16 protein-coding genes are annotated in these 15282 nt (G+C 69.8%); 1 reads left to right on the forward strand and 15 read right to left on the reverse strand.

The window, feature by feature from the left end; translation table 11 throughout:
• From HL658_RS26615 to HL658_RS26635, 5 genes are all read right to left on the reverse strand, one after another.
• Window positions 1–393: ABC transporter ATP-binding protein (locus tag HL658_RS26615; protein WP_180287679.1), on the reverse strand; the 393-nt coding region annotated here is incomplete at its 3' end.
• On the reverse strand, window positions 386–1180 hold the full coding sequence (locus HL658_RS26620; RefSeq protein WP_180284789.1) for an ABC transporter ATP-binding protein: 795 nt from the start codon (window positions 1178–1180) through the stop codon (window positions 386–388). The genes HL658_RS26615 and HL658_RS26620, both read right to left, overlap by 8 nt.
• Window positions 1177–2157, reverse strand: coding sequence for a branched-chain amino acid ABC transporter permease (locus HL658_RS26625; RefSeq protein WP_180284790.1), 981 nt, complete (start codon window positions 2155–2157; stop codon window positions 1177–1179). The genes HL658_RS26620 and HL658_RS26625 overlap by 4 nt, the downstream gene beginning before the upstream one ends.
• The gene (locus HL658_RS26630; protein WP_180284791.1) at window positions 2154–3011 is read right to left on the reverse strand and encodes a branched-chain amino acid ABC transporter permease; all 858 of its coding nucleotides are present in this window, start codon (window positions 3009–3011) and stop codon (window positions 2154–2156) included. Before HL658_RS26630 ends, HL658_RS26625 begins: the two co-directional genes overlap by 4 nt.
• A gap of 30 nt (window positions 3012–3041) precedes the next feature.
• A complete protein-coding gene (locus tag HL658_RS26635; RefSeq protein WP_180284792.1) occupies window positions 3042–4208 on the reverse strand; it encodes an ABC transporter substrate-binding protein in 1167 nt (388 codons plus the stop codon).
• Between the two features lie 145 nt (window positions 4209–4353).
• Between HL658_RS26635 and HL658_RS26640 the strand changes: the two genes are divergently transcribed.
• On the forward strand, window positions 4354–4920 hold the full coding sequence (locus HL658_RS26640) for a MarR family winged helix-turn-helix transcriptional regulator (protein WP_211109859.1): 567 nt from the start codon (window positions 4354–4356) through the stop codon (window positions 4918–4920).
• Here the strand turns inward: HL658_RS26640 and HL658_RS26645 are convergent.
• From HL658_RS26645 to HL658_RS26690, 10 genes are all read right to left on the reverse strand, one after another.
• Window positions 4898–6073 (reverse strand): thiolase C-terminal domain-containing protein, encoded by a 1176-nt coding sequence (locus HL658_RS26645; protein ID WP_180284793.1) that lies wholly within the window; start codon window positions 6071–6073, stop codon window positions 4898–4900. The genes HL658_RS26640 and HL658_RS26645 overlap by 23 nt on opposite strands.
• A gap of 106 nt (window positions 6074–6179) precedes the next feature.
• On the reverse strand, window positions 6180–7346 hold the full coding sequence (locus tag HL658_RS26650) for a CaiB/BaiF CoA transferase family protein (protein ID WP_180284794.1): 1167 nt from the start codon (window positions 7344–7346) through the stop codon (window positions 6180–6182).
• A gap of 43 nt (window positions 7347–7389) precedes the next feature.
• Entirely contained in the window at window positions 7390–8085 is a 696-nt protein-coding gene (locus HL658_RS26655) for a nitroreductase (protein WP_180284795.1), read from the reverse strand.
• Window positions 8086–8139: 54 nt separating this feature from the next.
• Window positions 8140–8892, reverse strand: coding sequence for an IclR family transcriptional regulator (locus HL658_RS26660; RefSeq protein ID WP_246337921.1), 753 nt, complete (start codon window positions 8890–8892; stop codon window positions 8140–8142).
• Between the two features lie 36 nt (window positions 8893–8928).
• A complete protein-coding gene (locus HL658_RS26665) occupies window positions 8929–9786 on the reverse strand; it encodes an HpcH/HpaI aldolase/citrate lyase family protein (RefSeq protein WP_180284796.1) in 858 nt (285 codons plus the stop codon).
• Window positions 9786–10244, reverse strand: a complete 459-nt coding sequence (locus tag HL658_RS26670; protein WP_180284797.1) for a MaoC family dehydratase — start codon at window positions 10242–10244, stop codon at window positions 9786–9788. The genes HL658_RS26665 and HL658_RS26670 overlap by 1 nt, the downstream gene beginning before the upstream one ends.
• 14 nt (window positions 10245–10258) lie before the next feature.
• Window positions 10259–11461, reverse strand: a complete 1203-nt coding sequence (locus tag HL658_RS26675) for a CaiB/BaiF CoA transferase family protein (RefSeq protein WP_180284798.1) — start codon at window positions 11459–11461, stop codon at window positions 10259–10261.
• Window positions 11458–12720, reverse strand: a complete 1263-nt coding sequence (locus HL658_RS26680) for an acetyl-CoA hydrolase/transferase family protein (RefSeq protein WP_246337923.1) — start codon at window positions 12718–12720, stop codon at window positions 11458–11460. The genes HL658_RS26675 and HL658_RS26680 overlap by 4 nt, the downstream gene beginning before the upstream one ends.
• Before the next feature lie 7 nt (window positions 12721–12727).
• A complete protein-coding gene (locus HL658_RS26685) occupies window positions 12728–13894 on the reverse strand; it encodes an acyl-CoA dehydrogenase family protein (RefSeq protein ID WP_180284799.1) in 1167 nt (388 codons plus the stop codon).
• A gap of 15 nt (window positions 13895–13909) precedes the next feature.
• Window positions 13910–15136 (reverse strand): CaiB/BaiF CoA transferase family protein, encoded by a 1227-nt coding sequence (locus HL658_RS26690; protein WP_180284800.1) that lies wholly within the window; start codon window positions 15134–15136, stop codon window positions 13910–13912.
• Between the last annotated feature and the right edge of the window lie 146 nt (window positions 15137–15282).

Here is a 15282-nt window from a genome sequence, read left to right on the forward strand (position 1 = left end):
CGACTGCCCGCGGGCGTGCCGCCGCTCCGCCAGCCGCGGGAACAGGTCGTAGACGCGGCGCAGGGTCCAGGGGCCGGGCCGGTGGCTGCGGGCGCCGACGGTCAGGTTCTCCTCGGCGGTGAGGGGGCCGAAGACCTGCCGGTCCTCCGGCACATAGCCGATGCCGAGCCGGCTCGTGCGGTGGACGGGCAGCCCGGCGATGGACCGCCCCTCGAAGCGCCGGTCCCCGGCGCGGCAGGGCAGGATTCCCATGAGCGCCTTCAGCGTCGTGCTCTTGCCCGCCCCGTTGCGGCCGATCAGGGCCACCGCCTCCCCGGCGCCGACCGAGAAGCTGACGCCGTGCAGCGCCTGGGCGTTGCCGTAACCGGCATCGACGGCGCACAGCTCAAGCATAGGCGGTCCTTCCCATAGGCTGGCCCGCCGGCTGGCGATCGCCGAGATAGCCGGCGCGCACCCGCGCGTCGGCCCGCATCTCCGCCGGGGTGCCGCGGGCCAGCAGCTCGCCGCCGGTCATCACCACCACCTCGTCGGAGATGGACATGACGACATCCATGTTGTGCTCGATCAGCAGCACGGTGCGCCCCTGGCGCACCCGCTCGATCAGCGCCACGGAACGGTCGATCTCGCTGTGCCCGACCCCGGCCAGCGGCTCGTCCAGCAGCAGCACCGCCGGGTCGGTGGTGAGGGTGAGGCCCAGTTCGAGCGCCCGCTGCTCGCCGTGCGACAGGCTGCCGGCCGGCGAGTGGAGCTTGGCAGCCAGCCCCACCGTCTCCGCGCAAGCCTCCGCCCGCTCCCGCAGCGCGCGCCAACCGTCCACCGCGCGCCAGAAGGGCTGCAGGCCGAAGGCCCGCGCCTGCGCACCCAGCCTCAGATTCTCCATCACCGTCATCTCCGGAAAGATCGTGACGATCTGGAAGCTGCGGCCGAGCCCGGTTCGGGCGCGGGCGTGCGGGGCGAGACGGGTGACGTCGCGCCCGCCGAGCAGGACCCGGCCCGCGGTCGGCCGGATCTGACCCGACAACACGTTGATCAGCGTGGTCTTGCCGGCGCCGTTGGGCCCGATCAGCGCCGCCAGCCGGCCGGGGGCGAAGGCCAGGGAGACGTTGCGCAGCGCCACGAAGTCACCGAAGGCGACGGTGACGCCCTCGCAAGCGATGGCGGGTGACGCGACCGCGGTCATGCCCGACCTCCCGCGCGCAGGGCCACCGCCCGCAGCCGCGGCCCCAGCCCGACCAGCCCCTGCGGCAGATACAGCGTGCACAGGATGAAGATCAGCCCGACCAGCCCGTACCAGTATTGGGTGTACGCGCTGAGCAGCTCGCGCAGTGCCTCCACCACGGCCACCCCCAGCACCGGCCCGAGCAGCGTGCCGCTGCCGCCGAGCACGGTCATGATCAGCACGTCGCCCGACACCTTCCAGTGCAGGTTCTGCGGGCCGACATACATCATCAGGCTGGCGAGCAGCGCCCCGGCCACCCCCGCGTAGGCACCGGACACCGCGAAGGCGGCCATGCGGAAGCGGTTCACGGTGAAGCCCAGATGGGCCACACGCACCGGGTTCTGCCGCACCGCGCGCAAAACCTGCCCCAGCGGCGAGGAGCGCAGCACTTCCGACATGGCGAGCGCCAGGGCGAACACCCCCAGCACCACCCAGTAGAAGACCGCGTTCTCGAAGCCGTCGAGCCCGCCCGGCATCGGCCGCGGCACGCCGGGAATGCCATCGGCACCGCCGGACAGCGCGCGCAGCTTCACCGACGCGGCGACATAGACCAGCTCCGCCAGCATCAGGGTCGTCAGTCCCAGATAGATGCCGGACATCCGCAGCGCCACGACGCTGAACACAAGAGCCATCGCGGCCCCCGCCAACGCCGCCGCCAGCAGCGCCGGCCCGAAGCCGAGGCCGGCCGACATCATGGCGTGGCTGGCGGCGTAGGCGCCGGTGCCGAAGAAGGCGGCGTGGCCGAAGGACAGCATGCCGGTCACGCCGAACACGATGTCGTAGCCCAGCGCGAACACCGACCAGATCATCACCAGCATGACGAAATAGAGCGCCGCATCGTCACCGGTGACGATGGGCACCAGCGCGAACAGCGCCGTCGCCGCCGCACTCCGCGCCAGCAGGCGCGGCGCCAGCAGGGGCAGGAACCTTCGTCTCATGCCAGCCGTTCCCGTCGGTTGAACAGCCCCTGCGGGCGCAGGAGCAGGGTGGCGATCAGCAGCGTGTAGGTCGCCACGTCGATCCAGTCCGGCGCGTAGGCCTGCCCGTAGGCCCGCGTCATGCCGACCAGAAGGGCGCCCAGCACGGCGCCCCGGATGTTGCCGAGCCCGCCGATGATGACCACGACGAAGCAGTCGATGATGATGGTGAAGCCCATCTGGAGCTGGATCGGCAGCAGCGGCCCGGCCACCGTGCCCCCCACCCCGGCCAGCGCCGCGCCGATGGCGAACACGGCCGTGCGCACGCGGCCCACGTCGATGCCGACGCAGGCGGCCATGCCGCCGTTGGCCTGGCAGGCCCGCACCGCCGTGCCGAGCGGCGACCGCTCCAGCACCAGGAAGAGCGCCAGCGACACCGCGAGCCCGAAGCCGATCACGAACAGCCGGTACAGGCTGACCTGCGACCCGAACAGCGTGACCGCCCCGTCGAGCCCGGCAGGCGCCACCATCCGCTTGAAGTCCAGCCCCCACAGGACCCGCACGGCCTCCTCCAGCACGAGGATGGCGCCGAAGGTGGCGAGGAGCTGGAACTCGTGCGCGCGGTCGTAGAGCGGCCGCAGCGTCAGCCGTTCCATCAGCGCGCCCACGACAGCCAGCACCAGCGGGCTGATCAGCAGCGCCAGCCAGAAGCTGCCGCCGCTCTGCACCACCTGATAGGCGACGTAGGCGCCCAGCATGTAGAGCGCCCCATGGGCGAAGTTGATGATCCCCATCATCCCGAAGATGAGGGTGAGCCCGGCCGCCAGGATGAACAGCAGCATCCCGATGCTGAGCCCGATCAGCAATGTCGACATCCGTCGGTCTTTCCCGGCCGGCGTGGCCGATCAGGGGCAGGGTGTGAACAGCGCCTCGGCGGGGAAGGTGGCGACGACCTTCATGGTCACCGCCGGCAGCGGGTCCTTGCCCTCGCCCGCGGTGCCGAACAGCCCGATCTGCTCGGCCTGGTTGTCGCACGCCCGCATGCGCTTGACGCCTTCCACCGAGTCCGGTCGGGTGCTGGTGCGGAAGGCGTCGACCCACGCCTCCTTATCCCAGCCGCCGGTCTTCTCGACCACATCGAGGAACCAGCTCATCCCGTCATAGGCCTCGCCCGCGTACTGGCTGGGAAACTCCCCGTATTTCTTGCGGTACGCCTCGACGAAGCGCTGGTTGCGCGGGCTGTCCTCCGTGAAGTGGTAGCGCAGCGTCGAGTGGATGCCGATGGAGCCGGGCCCGATGGCCGCACCCAGAAGCTCGTCCATGATCATGGTGCCGAAGATCTGCACCTTGTCCTTCAGCCGCACGTCGTTGGCCTGCTTCAACGACGTCACCACGTCGCCACCGACGACGATCAGCGCCAGGCCGTCGGCACCGGACTTGGCGACCTTGTCGATGATGACCGAGTAATCCTTGCTGCCGATCGGCGTGAAATCCTCGCCGACGATCTTGATGCCCTTCTTGGCCATGTCCTCGCTCAGCAGCTTCCACATGTCGCGTCCGACCTGATAGTCGGCGACCACCCCGTAGACCGACTTGAGCGACCGCATGGACGCGAACGCGGCGAGCATCCGGTTCTCGATGGCGACCGAGTTGGAGGTGCGGAAGGCGTAGCGCGTCTTGTCGGCACCCGTGATGCGGTCGTCGGCGGAGATGGTGATGAGCTGCGGAACCTTGCGCTGCTCGGTCATCTTCATGATCGCCAGCGTCGACCCGGAGCTGACCTCGCCGAAGATCAGATGCACGCCGCGCGACAGAAGGCGGTTGGTCTTCTGGACGGCGACCTGGGTGCTGGTCTCGCTGTCCTCCCACATCGCCTCGATGGGCTTGCCGAGCACCTTCCCGTCGCGCTCCTCGAAGGCGATGGTGGCGCCGCGGCGCATGTTCTCGCCGATGATGCCCCAGGCCCCGCTGAGCGGCAGCACGCCACCGATGCGGAAGGCGTCCTGCGCCGCGGCCGGCAACGCCGTTGCGGATGCGAGCAGGGCGGCGGCGAGCAGGGTCACGCGCAACATTCTTGGTATCCTCCCGAGGCTGTCGGCCTTATATATGTTGGACAAACATACCAAATCGCATGATTATATCAATGAGTTTGTTATTACTCGCGGCGCTTGGCATCGGCGGGGCGGTTTGGCAGGGTAGGCGGTGGATGGCATGGATATGGATTCGACGAGAATGGCGGTGCCCACGGTGGACCACGCGTACGCGCCCGAGGATTGGGCGGACCTGACGGACTCGCAGCTCCGGCTCGGGCTGGAGCTGGTGTTCTTCAGCCATATCGAACTGGCCGCCGACGCCGACGCGATCCTCGCCGACTACGGGTTCGGGCGACCGCATCATCGCGTGCTCTACTTCGTAGCGCGACGGCCTGGTATCACGGTGAACGAGATCCTGGCGATCCTGCGCGTCACCAACCAGGCGCTGTCGCGGGTGATGAACCAGCTCATCGAGGCCGAGCTGATCGAGCAGCGCCACGACAGCGCCGACCGTCGCCGGCGCCAGCATTACCTCACCCCGAAGGGAGCGGCGCTCGATCACCAGCTCTGCCAGGAACAGTTCCGCCGCGTGCGCCGCGCCTACCAGTCGTTGCCCAGAGACGCGGTGCTGGGATTCTGGGCGACGCTCAACGCCATGATCGCCGAGGAGGACCGGCGGCAGCTCAGCGAACCGCTGCCGGACCTCCCCTGGGACCAGCCCAAGCAGCCTAAGCGCGTTCGTAAAGCGTGACGACGCAGGCGCCGGCGAGGCCGAGATTGTGCTGGAGCGCCAGCCGCGCATCCGGCACCTGACGCGCGCCCGCCTGCCCGCGGAGCTGCCAGACGAGTTCGGCGCATTGCGCAAGTCCGGTGGCGCCGATCGGGTGGCCCTTGGACAGCAGCCCGCCCGACGGGTTGGTCACGCAGCGTCCGCCATGGGTGTTGTCGCCATCGCGCACGAACTGCTCGGCCCCACCCTCCGGCGCCAGCCGCACCGCCTCGTAGGCGAGCAGCTCGTTGATGGTGAAGCAGTCGTGCAGTTCGGCGACGCGGATGTCGCGGGGGTCCACGCCGCTCGCCTCGTAGACCTGATCGGCGGCGCGGCGCGCCATGTCGACGCCGACCAGCTTCATGGGGCTGCCGGCGGTGAACACGTCCGGGCTGTCGCTGACCAGCGCCTGGGCGCGGATCGACACGCCTGACAGCCCGCGCCGGCGCATGAAGTCGTCGGAGCAGAGCACCGCCGCCGCCGCACCGCAGGTCGGCGGGCAGCACATCAGCCGGGTCAGCGGGCCGACCACCGGTGCGGAGTCCAGGATTTCCCGGACCGTGAGCGGTGCCCGGAACATGGCGTGCTCGTTGGCAGCGGCGTGCCGGCGGGCCTTCACCTGAATTTCGGCGAGGGTTTCCAGCGAGCAGCCCGTACGCTCCATGTACTCGCGCGCCGCGCCACCGAAGAGCTGGCAGGCGAAGGGCGCGTCGGACGGCCCCTCCACCGCCTGCGTCGCGGCCAGCGACGGCCCCCACGGGTCGGGCCAGCCCGGAAAGCTGCGGTCGATGGCGCCACGCGGCATCTGCTCGAAGCCGACGGCCAGCGCCACGTCGGCGGCACCCGCCTCGATCATCCGGCGGGCGAGGTAGAGGGCGGTGGAACCGGTGGCGCAGGCGTTGTTCACGTTGACCACCGGCACGCCGGTGATCCCCACCTCGTAGACGGCCCGCTGGCCCGACGTGGTGTCGCCGTACATGTAGCCGGCGATGACGTGGCCGACATCCGCCATCGTCAGGCCCGCATCCTCCAGCGCGGCGATGATCGCCTCCCGCGCCATATCGGTGAAGGGCGGGCTCGCCCCCGGCTTGCAGAAATGGGTCATGCCGACCCCGGCGACCTGTACGCCCGTCATGATGCACCCTGCCTGTTGCGGCTGTTTGCTTCTTCCACAAACATACCAACAGATCAGGAAATATCAACATTGTTTTAGTATTGACCGCGGATTTCGGTGACGACGGTCACGCATTCGGCGGGTCCCCGGTATCGGGCGTGCGGCCCAGAACCTCGTCCGTGTGTTCGCCGAGGGACGGTGCGTGGCGCCGCACGTCGGCTGGCGTGGCGGAAAAGCCGACCGGAAAGCCGGCCTGCCGGATGGTGCCCTCGGTGGGGTGCTCGACCTCCCGCCAGAAGCCCACGGCCTGCAGATGCGGGTCGGTCAGAAGAGCGTCGATGGAGTTGACGGTCGAGAAGGGGATGTCGCTGTCCTCCAGCCGGCGCACCCAGACTTCCGTGCTGTCCAGCCGGATCACGTCGCCGACGAACCGGTACAGCTCCGGGAAATGCCGGCTGCGGTCGCTGGCCGAACGGTAGCGCGGATCCTCCGCCATTTTCGGATGGCCGCTCAGTTCGAAGAAGCGCCGCCATTGCGCGTCGGTGTAGGGCACCACGCTGATGTGACCGTCGCTGGTGCGGAACGGCCGGCGGTGCTCGTTCAGAAGCCGGTCGTAACCGGCCTCGCCCAGTGGCGGGACGAAGGTCCGGCCCGACAAATGTTCGGCGACGGTGAAGGCGACCATGCATTCGAACATCGGCACCTCGATCGCCTGTCCCTTGCCGGTGCGTTCGCGCGCGTACAGCGCGGCGGTGATCGCGTTGGCGGCGTACAGCCCGACCACCTTGTCGGCGGCCACCGTGTTCACGTAGGCGGGCTCGCGCCCACCGGTCCGCCCCTGGAGCCACGCAAGGCCGCTGGCGGCCTGGATGGTGTCGTCGATGGCCGGGCGCCCGGCGTAGGGGCCCGCGTCCCCGAAGCCGTAACAGCCGCACTGGATGAGGCGGGGGAAGCGCCCTTGCAGCGTCGCCGGGTCGAGGCCCAGCCGCCGCATGGCCTGCGGGCGCAGGTTGGAGATCAGCACATCCGCCCCGTCCAGCAAGCGCAGCAGATGCTCGACGCCCGCAGGCGTCTTCAGGTCGATCACGACGCTGCGCTTGTTGCGGTTGAGGTTGAGGAAAGCATGGCTCATGCCTTCGTTCCGCCGTGGCGTCACATGCCGGAACAGGTCGCCGCCAGGCGATTCGACCTTGATCACGTCGGCGCCCATGTCGCCCAGAAGCTGGGTCGCCATCGGCCCCATCCCGATGCCCGTCAGATCGATGACCCGGACCCCGTCGAGCGCGCCCGCCATGTTAGATGACTCCTTCGCCGCGGGATCGCCGGTGTGATGCGGCCTACTCGTCGACCCAGTCGATCGCCTCGTCCAACGCGGCGCGTTCGGTGCGGAAGCGGTTGGCCGGGTGTTCGGGGTCGGCGTAGCCGAAGGAGATGCCGCACACGATCACCCGCTCGGCCGACACGCCCAGCTCCTCCCGCAGCACGTCGCAATGGTGGGCCAGAGCCGCCTGGGGACAGGCACTCACGCCGCAGGCCTCGGCCGCCAGCAGGAAGTTCGCGACATAGCCGCCGCAATCGATCGCGCCATACACACCCAGCGCCTCGTCCGAGGTGATCACCGCCACGTGCGGGGCACCGAACAGCCGGAAATTCTCCAGCCCCTGCCGTGCACGCGCCGCCATATCGCCACGCGCGATGCCCACGGCCTCGTAGAGCCCGAAGCCGGACCGGCGACGGCGGTCGAGATGGACGCCGCGGAACTCGCGCGGCCAGGGCAGGTCGGAGACCGGCTCCGCGCCCGACGCCGCGTGCCGGTACAGGCGCTCGCGCAGCCGCTCCGTCCCGGGGCCGGAGGTAACGTGCACACGCCAGGGCTGGGTGTTGCACCAACTGGCCGTGCGCTGGGCCAGCGCCAGGATTCGCTCGATCACCGGCCGCGGCACCGACTGCGGACGGAAGGCCCGGCAACTGAAGCGGCGGTGCAGAAGATCGCGGAGGACGTCGGCGTCGTCGGCGGTGTCTGAACGGTTCATACGGACAGCTCCGGACTGGCGGGACGGCTGGGGCTTTCAGACAGGAGCGGCGCCTCAATACCGGAGGTCGAGGTCGCCGGCGAAGCGGGCGACGGCCCGCTTCAGCGTGTCGGCGATCTGCGGCACGCGCGCCGAGCAGCGGAACATCGGGCCGGCAACGACCACCGAATGGCGCTTGCCGTGGATCGGCAGAGGCAGGGCGACACCCACCAGATCGGGACTGTAGTCGGCGTTGCTCTGGTGCCACCCGCGTTCGGCCGAGCGCCGCAGCTCGGCCTCCACCGCGTCGATGCTGGTCGGCGTGGTCTCGCCGTATTTCTCGAAGCTGATCTTGCGATAGATGGACTGGCGCTCCGCCGGGCTGTACTGCGCCAGGATGGCGCGGCCGGTCGAGGTGGCGTGGATCGGCAGCTTATGACCGATCTTCGCGAAGTAGCGGATCGAGTGCGTGGACTCCACCACATGGATGAAGATGGCCGAGATCCCGGCGGGCGCGCCGATGGCCGTGGTCTCGCCGGTGTCGGCGGCGACCTCGGCCACGAGCTGGATGGCCGCCTCCGGCAGCGGCTCGGCCTCGGAAATGGCGCGCACGATGCTGGACCAGCGGGGGCTCGGGTAATAGCCCCCGCGCGCCCTGGGCTCGTAGAGATACCCCTTCTCGGCCAGTGTGCCGATCAGGTTGAAGGTGCTGGAACGCGGCCATCCCAGCTCCTCCGAGATTTCCGCAAGCGTTGCCGGCCGTTGCCGCTTTGCGAAAAACTCCAGGAGTTCCACGACGTTGGCGGCCTGCTTGACTTGCATGCTCATCTCGACCCGGTTTCACATGACGCGCGCTTGTTCATGCTATTTCAGCCCGGCCGAAGCCAGGATTTTCTCCGCCGCGCGCAGGTGCGGCTTGTCGATCATCTGGCCGTCCAGCCGGACAACGCCGGTCGTCCCGGCTTCGAAGGCTTCGACGATCCGCGTGGCCCAGGCGATGTCGCGGTCGCTCGGCCGGAAGGCGGCGTTGACCACGTCCACATGCTTGGGGTGGATGACCATCTTCGCCTGGAAACCGTCGCGCCGGGCCTCGCGGGCCTCGCGCGCCACCGCCTCCAGATCGTCGAGCGTGGTCGCCACCGTGTCCACGGCGACGACACCGGCCGCCGCCGCCCCGGCGAGGCACAGGGTGCGGGCGAGGCGGAAGCTGTCGAGCAGCCGGTCGCCGTCGCGGTTCGTCGTCGCCCCCAACGAGGCGCAAAGATCCTCCGCCCCCCACATGAGCGCCCACAGGCGCGGGCTACAGCCCTTGTAGCGGCCGAGGCCGAACAGCGATTCGGCGGTCTCCGTGGCGATCGCCAGGATCAGGGTGCTGCCGGGCTCCCGCCCATGGGCGGCCTCCAGCGCCTCCAGCATATGGTCGAGCCGCTGGACCTGTTCCGGCCCGCTGCATTTCGGCAGCGCGATCCCGTCCGGGGCATGCGGCATCACCGCGGCCAGATCGGTGGCGGTCAGGCCGGTGTCGAACGCGTTGACGCGGACGAACAGCCGCTGCTGACCGCGCTCCTCCGCCAGCATCGCGGCGGTGTCCAGCCGCGCCTGGGGCTTGGCATCGGCGGCGACGGCGTCCTCCAGGTCGAGGATCAGAGCGTCGGCGGCGGTCTGGCGGGCGCGGGCGAACTTGCGCGGGCTGTCGCCGGGCACGAACAGGAAGCTGCGCATCAGGCGGCGTCCTTGCGCCGGTAGATCATCGCCATGCGCCGGCAGATGGCGACCACCTCGCCGCGCTGGTTGGTGCAGGCGTGCTCGAACTCGACAAGGCCGACATCGCCGCGCGACTTGCTGAGCCGCTTGGAGACCACCGTCGTGCGCGAACGCAGCGTGTCGCCGTGGAAGACCGGCTTGGGGAAGCGCACGTCGCTCATGCCCAGGTTGCCCACCGTGGTGCCGAGCGTGGTGTCCTGCACGCTCATCCCGATCATGATGCCCAGCGTGTAGAGGCTGTTGAACAGCGGCTTGCCCCATTCCGTCCGGCTGGAGAAATCGGCGTCGATGTGCAGCGGCTGCGGGTTGTGGGTCATCAGGCTGAAGCTGAGGTTGTCCTGCTCGGTCACCGTCCGCGAGATCGCGTGTTCGAAGACCTGACCTTCCTGGAAATCCTCGTAGTACAGACCGGCCATGGGTGCTCTCCTCCTCAGGATTCTGGTGTCGGTTGGCCGGGAACCGGCGTGGTTGGAATGACGCCCTGCCGTTCCAGCCGGGCGATGCGATCGGGTGCCATGCCCCAGTCAGCCAGCACCGCGCGGGTGCTCCGGCCCGGCGCCTCCGGCGGGGTCGGGGTGCCGGCCGGGGTGCGGCTGAACCGCGGGCTCGGCGCCGGCTGCACGACGCCGCCGACCTCGATGAAGGCGTTGCGGGCGACCGCGTGGGGGTGGTGCGGCGCGTCGGCGACCGCCAGCACCGGCGCCGCGCAGGCGTCGGTGCCTTCCAGCAGGGCGCACCACGCCGCCCGGTCGCGCTCGGCGAAACGGGCCGTCAGCAGGGCGCGGGCTTGCGGCCATTGCGCCGGGTCGTCCAGGTCCGGGAAGCTCGCCGGATCGAAGCCGATCCGCGTCAGCAGAATCTCCCGGAATTTCGGCTCGATGGGAGCCACCGCGATCCATTCGCCGTCGGCGCATTGATAGGTGTCGTAATGCGGGGCGCCGGAATCCAGCAGGTTGGTGCCTCGCTCCGGCCGGTGCAGGCCGGCGGCGGCGAGCCCGAACAGGCTGGTCATCAGGGTCGCCCCCCCCTCCACCATCGCCGCATCGACCACCTGCCCGCGGCCCGACCGCTGGGCCTCCCACAGGGCCGAGACGATGCCGAAAGCGAGCAGCAGGCCACCGCCGCCATAGTCGCCGATCAGGTTGAGCGGCACCGTCGGCGGCTGCCCGGCGCGGCCGATCGAGGCGAGCGCCCCGGTCAGCGCGATGTAGGTCAGGTCGTGCCCGGCCGTGCGGGCGAGTGGCCCGTCCTGCCCCCAACCGGTGATCCGCCCATACACGAGGCGCGGGTTCACCGCGTGGCAGTCCGCCGGCCCCAACCCCAACCGTTCCATGGTGCCGGGGCGGAACCCCTCGATCAGCGCGTCGGCCTTCGCCACCAGATCGAGCGCGCAGGCCACAGCCTCCGGCCGCTTCAGGTCGAGCGCCACCGAGCGCCGGCCACGGCGGGTGACGTCGAAGGCGACCGGGCGCGGAATGCCGTTGCCGCTCGGCTCCGGCCGGTCGATCGACACCACCTCGGCGCCGAGGTCGGCCAGCATCATGGCGCCCATGGGGCCGGGGCCGATGCCGGCGAACTCCACGACGCGTAGTCCGGACAGAGGGCCGGGGCGGGGCTGTGCGTCGGCGGTCATGCGGCGGCTCCTTCACCGAGGCTGCGGGCGAGAGCGTCGCGGTGCTGCGGGGCGGCGACGGCGATCAGCGCGCGCGCGCGCGCCGCCGGCCCGAGATGGGCGAGTTCGGCGACGCCATGCTCGGTCACCACCGTATCGACGTCGCTGCGCGCGACCGTCACCGCAGCGACCCGCGGAACGATTCGGCTGATGGCGCCGCTGCGGTCGGTCGAGCGGAGCGCCACGATGGCACGACCGCCTTGCGAGGCCCGCGCCCCGCGGGTGAAGTCCACGAGACCACCCACTCCGCCGACCGGCGCGCCGTCCGCCCGCTCGGCGTTGATCTGCCCGGACAGGTCCACCTCGATGGCCGAATTGATCGCGGTCATCCGGGGCTGCGCGGCCAGCACCGCGGGCGCGTGGGTGTGCGAGGCTGGACGGAGGTGCACCGCCGGATTCCTGTCGATGAAGCGGAACAGCCGCTCGGTGCCGAAGGCGGTGTTGCTGACCGTCAGCCCCGGATCGACCGCCTTGACGGCGTTGGTCACCGCCCCGCCCTCGATCAGGTCGACAACGCGGTCCCCGATCAGGCCGGAGTGGATGCCGAGGTCGCGGTGCCCGCCCAATTCGGACAGCACCGCGTCGGGGATGGCGCCGATGCCGATCTGCAGCGTCGCACCGTCGGGCACCAGGGCGGCGACGTGGCGGGCGATGGCGCGCTCCGCCTCGCCCACAGCGGCCGGAGCGAGCCCCACCGGATCGCGGTCGGTCTCGATCAGCGCGTCGATGCGGATGGCCGGATCCAGCTCGGCGCCGTGGCACCAGGGCGCCCGGCGGTTCACCTCAGCGACGACGCAGCGGGCGTGGCGCGCGGCCGCCACCGTGTAGTCGTTGGCGAGTGCCGCGCCGTAGCCCGCGGGTCCGGCAGCGAGCTGGAGCAACACCACGTCGGCCCGGATGGTGCCGTCGGCGAAGCCGGCGGCGAGCGTGCCGTAATGGATTGGCCAGACCTCCAGCACCCCGACCCGCGCCAGCCGCGCCGCCCGCCCCATGGCGCCGTAGCTGGCGAAGCGCAGGCCGCCGGCCGGCGCGTCGGCGAAGCTGTCGGAGAAGACGGGGCCGACGAACAGCTCGAAGGGCCCGACCTGCCGTCGCACCTCCGCCAGCCGGCCGGTCAGCGCCACAGCCTCCGCGCAGCCCTGGCCGCACAGGACGCGGTCGCCCGCCCGGATGAAGCGGGCGAGATCCACAGGGTCCATCGAGGAGGGCAGGCCGTCCATCCCGCCCTCAGTAGGATTTGGGAAGGCCGAGCACCTTCTCGGCGATGAAGCAGAGGACGAGCTGCGGGCTGATCGGCGCGATGCGCGGGATCATCACCTCCCGCAGGTAGCGCTCGACGTGGTACTCCTTGGCGTAGCCGAAGCCGCCATGCGTCATCACCGCCTGCTGGCAGGCGTTGAAGCCGGCCTCGCCGGCCAGATACTTGGCAGCGTTGGCGCTGGCCCCGCAGGGCAGGCCGCTGTCATACTCCCAGGCCGCGCGCATGATCATCAGCCAGGCGGCCTCCAGCTCCATCCAGTTGCGGGCCAGCGGGTGCTGGATCGCCTGGTTCTGGCCGATCGGCCGGTTGAAGACGACGCGGTCCTTGGCGTAGGCGGTGGCGCGGGCGAGCGCCAGATGGCCGATGCCGACCGCTTCCGACGCGATCAGCACCCGCTCCGGGTTCATGCCGTGCAGGATGTACTCGAAGCCGCGCCCCTCTTCGCCGATGCGGTCCTCCTCGGGGATTTCCAGCCCCTCGATGAACAGCTCGTTGGAGTCCACCGCCTTGCGGCCCATCTTGTCGATCACCCGCACATCGATGCGGTCGCGGTCGAAGCGGGTGTAGAAAAGGCTGAGCCCGTGGGTCGGCTTGCTCACCTCTTCCAAGGGCGTGGTGCGGGCCAGCAGCAGCATGCGGTCGGCGACCTGGGCGGTCGAGATCCACACTTTCTGCCCATCGACGACGTAGCAGTCGCCCTTGCGCACGGCGCGCGTCTTGAGCTGCGTGGTGTTCAGCCCGGTGTTGGGCTCGGTCACAGCGAAGCAGGCCTTTTCCTTGCCTTGCACCATCGGCGGCAGCATGCGCCGCTTCTGCTCCTCGGTGCCGTGGACCACCACCGGGTTCAGGCCGAAGATGTTGATGTGGAGCGCCGAGGCCCCCGACATGCCGGCACCGGACTCGGCGATGGTCCGCATCATCACCGACGCCTCGGTGACGCCGAGGCCGGAGCCGCCATACTCCTCCGGGATGCAGATGCCGAGCCAGCCGTTGTCGGCGAAGGCGGCGTAGAAGTCGTCCGGGAACCCGCCGTCGCGGTCGCGCTTCAGCCAGTAGTCGTCGCCGAAGCGCTTGCAGATGGCGGCGATGGCGTCCCGCATCGCCTCCTGGTCCGCGGTCAGTCTGAAATCCATCGGTGCTGTGCTCCGTCAGAGGTCGGCGTCGGCCCCAGCCGCCTGGGCCGGGACGGTCATGGCGTGTTGCAGAAGAAGGGCGGCGATCTCGTCCTCCCCGAACCCGGCTTCGCGCAGGATGTCGAGGCCGTGCTCGCCCTTGCGGGGGGCGAGTTGCCGGATGGCCACCGGGGTGCGCGACCAGCTCGCCGACATCCGCATGGCGCGCACCGGCCCTTCGGTCGGGTGCTCGTGGGTCTGGAAGAAGCCGGTCCGTGTCAGATGGGGATCGTCGAGGATGCTGGTGAAATCGTGCATCGGCATCGCCGGCACGTCGGCCCGGTCGAGCAGCTCCATCCACTCCGCGGTGGTGCGCTCGGTGAACATGAGGGCCAACTCGCCGTAGACGAAGTCGACATGCTTCTGCCGGTCGGCAAATCTGGCGAAGCGCGGGTCGCTGGCCGGCAAATCCTCCCGGCCGATCGCCTTCAGAAAATTCGTCCACTGCTTGTCGGTGTAGATGACCGCGCAGATGTAGCCGTCGCGGGTCCGGTACGGGCGCCGCTCCGGCGAGAGCTGGCGCGCGTAGCCGCCACCGTCGAGCGGCGGCTCGAAGGTCAGCCCGCTCAGATGGTCGCTGAGGACGAAGCTCACCATCGTCTCGAACATCGGGATATCGACCCGCTGGCCGAGCCCCGTCCGGTCACGGTTCACCAACGTGGCGCAGATCGCCCCGACCGCGGCGAGCCCGACCACGCGGTCGGCGATGGCGGTGGGCACGTAGCGCGGCGTGCCGTCGCCGGCGCGCGCGATCAGCGCGGACATGACCGAGGCACCCTGGATCAGGTCGTCGTAGGCGGGCCGGGCCGCGTAGGGGCCGTCCTGCCCGAAGCCGAACAGCCCCGCGTAGATCAGCCGCGGGTTGCGTGCCGCCAGCGTCTCGTAATCCAGGCCCAGGCGGGTCATCGCCTGCGGGCGGATGTTGTAGGTGAGGATGTCCGCATCGTCGGCCAGCCGCAGCAGCGCCTCCCGGCCGGCCGGCTGCTTCAGGTCCAGGCAGATGCTCCGCTTGCTGCGGTTGGCGTTCAGGAAGATCGCCCCCATGCCGGCGTTCCTTTGCGGCCCGATCTGCCGCACAAGATCCCCGTCCGGTGATTCCACCTTGATGACGTCGGCCCCCATGTCGCCCAGCATCTGCGTGGCGGACGGCCCCATCAGGACGGAGGTCAGATCGATGATCTTGGTTCCTGCCAGCGGCCCCATCCCAACTCCCCAGGCGTGACGTGATGATGTGAACGCAGCTCGGCGCTGCGCTAAAATTCATATACAGGGATTTTTAGTCCATGTGCAAGGCGTTTCTTGCACAAAGGTTCGTGCCGTTGGTGTTTGGTTTTTGTGCGTTGCGGGAT

This window comes from Azospirillum oleiclasticum, from assembly GCF_013423485.1.
Lineage (GTDB): Bacteria > Pseudomonadota > Alphaproteobacteria > Azospirillales > Azospirillaceae > Azospirillum > Azospirillum oleiclasticum.

Bases quoted from the DNA above. Each gene is read 5' to 3' on its own strand.
- HL658_RS26675 (WP_180284798.1), bottom strand. From the start codon at position 11,461: ATGACCGCCGACGCACAGCCCCGCCCCGGCCCTCTGTCCGGACTACGC.
- HL658_RS26655 (WP_180284795.1), bottom strand. From the start codon at position 8,085: ATGAACCGTTCAGACACCGCCGACGACGCCGACGTCCTCCGCGATCTT.
- HL658_RS26620 (WP_180284789.1), bottom strand. From the start codon at position 1,180: ATGACCGCGGTCGCGTCACCCGCCATCGCTTGCGAGGGCGTCACCGTC.
- HL658_RS26685 (WP_180284799.1), bottom strand. From the start codon at position 13,894: ATGGATTTCAGACTGACCGCGGACCAGGAGGCGATGCGGGACGCCATC.
- HL658_RS26690 (WP_180284800.1), bottom strand. From the start codon at position 15,136: ATGGGGCCGCTGGCAGGAACCAAGATCATCGATCTGACCTCCGTCCTG.
- HL658_RS26680 (WP_246337923.1), bottom strand. From the start codon at position 12,720: ATGGACGGCCTGCCCTCCTCGATGGACCCTGTGGATCTCGCCCGCTTC.
- HL658_RS26650 (WP_180284794.1), bottom strand. From the start codon at position 7,346: ATGGCGGGCGCGCTCGACGGGGTCCGGGTCATCGATCTGACGGGCATC.
- HL658_RS26625 (WP_180284790.1), bottom strand. From the start codon at position 2,157: ATGAGACGAAGGTTCCTGCCCCTGCTGGCGCCGCGCCTGCTGGCGCGG.
- HL658_RS26645 (WP_180284793.1), bottom strand. From the start codon at position 6,073: ATGACGGGCGTACAGGTCGCCGGGGTCGGCATGACCCATTTCTGCAAG.
- HL658_RS26635 (WP_180284792.1), bottom strand. From the start codon at position 4,208: ATGTTGCGCGTGACCCTGCTCGCCGCCGCCCTGCTCGCATCCGCAACG.
- HL658_RS26630 (WP_180284791.1), bottom strand. From the start codon at position 3,011: ATGTCGACATTGCTGATCGGGCTCAGCATCGGGATGCTGCTGTTCATC.
- HL658_RS26660 (WP_246337921.1), bottom strand. From the start codon at position 8,892: ATGAGCATGCAAGTCAAGCAGGCCGCCAACGTCGTGGAACTCCTGGAG.
- HL658_RS26640 (WP_211109859.1), top strand. From the start codon at position 4,354: ATGGATTCGACGAGAATGGCGGTGCCCACGGTGGACCACGCGTACGCG.
- HL658_RS26665 (WP_180284796.1), bottom strand. From the start codon at position 9,786: ATGCGCAGCTTCCTGTTCGTGCCCGGCGACAGCCCGCGCAAGTTCGCC.
- HL658_RS26670 (WP_180284797.1), bottom strand. From the start codon at position 10,244: ATGGCCGGTCTGTACTACGAGGATTTCCAGGAAGGTCAGGTCTTCGAA.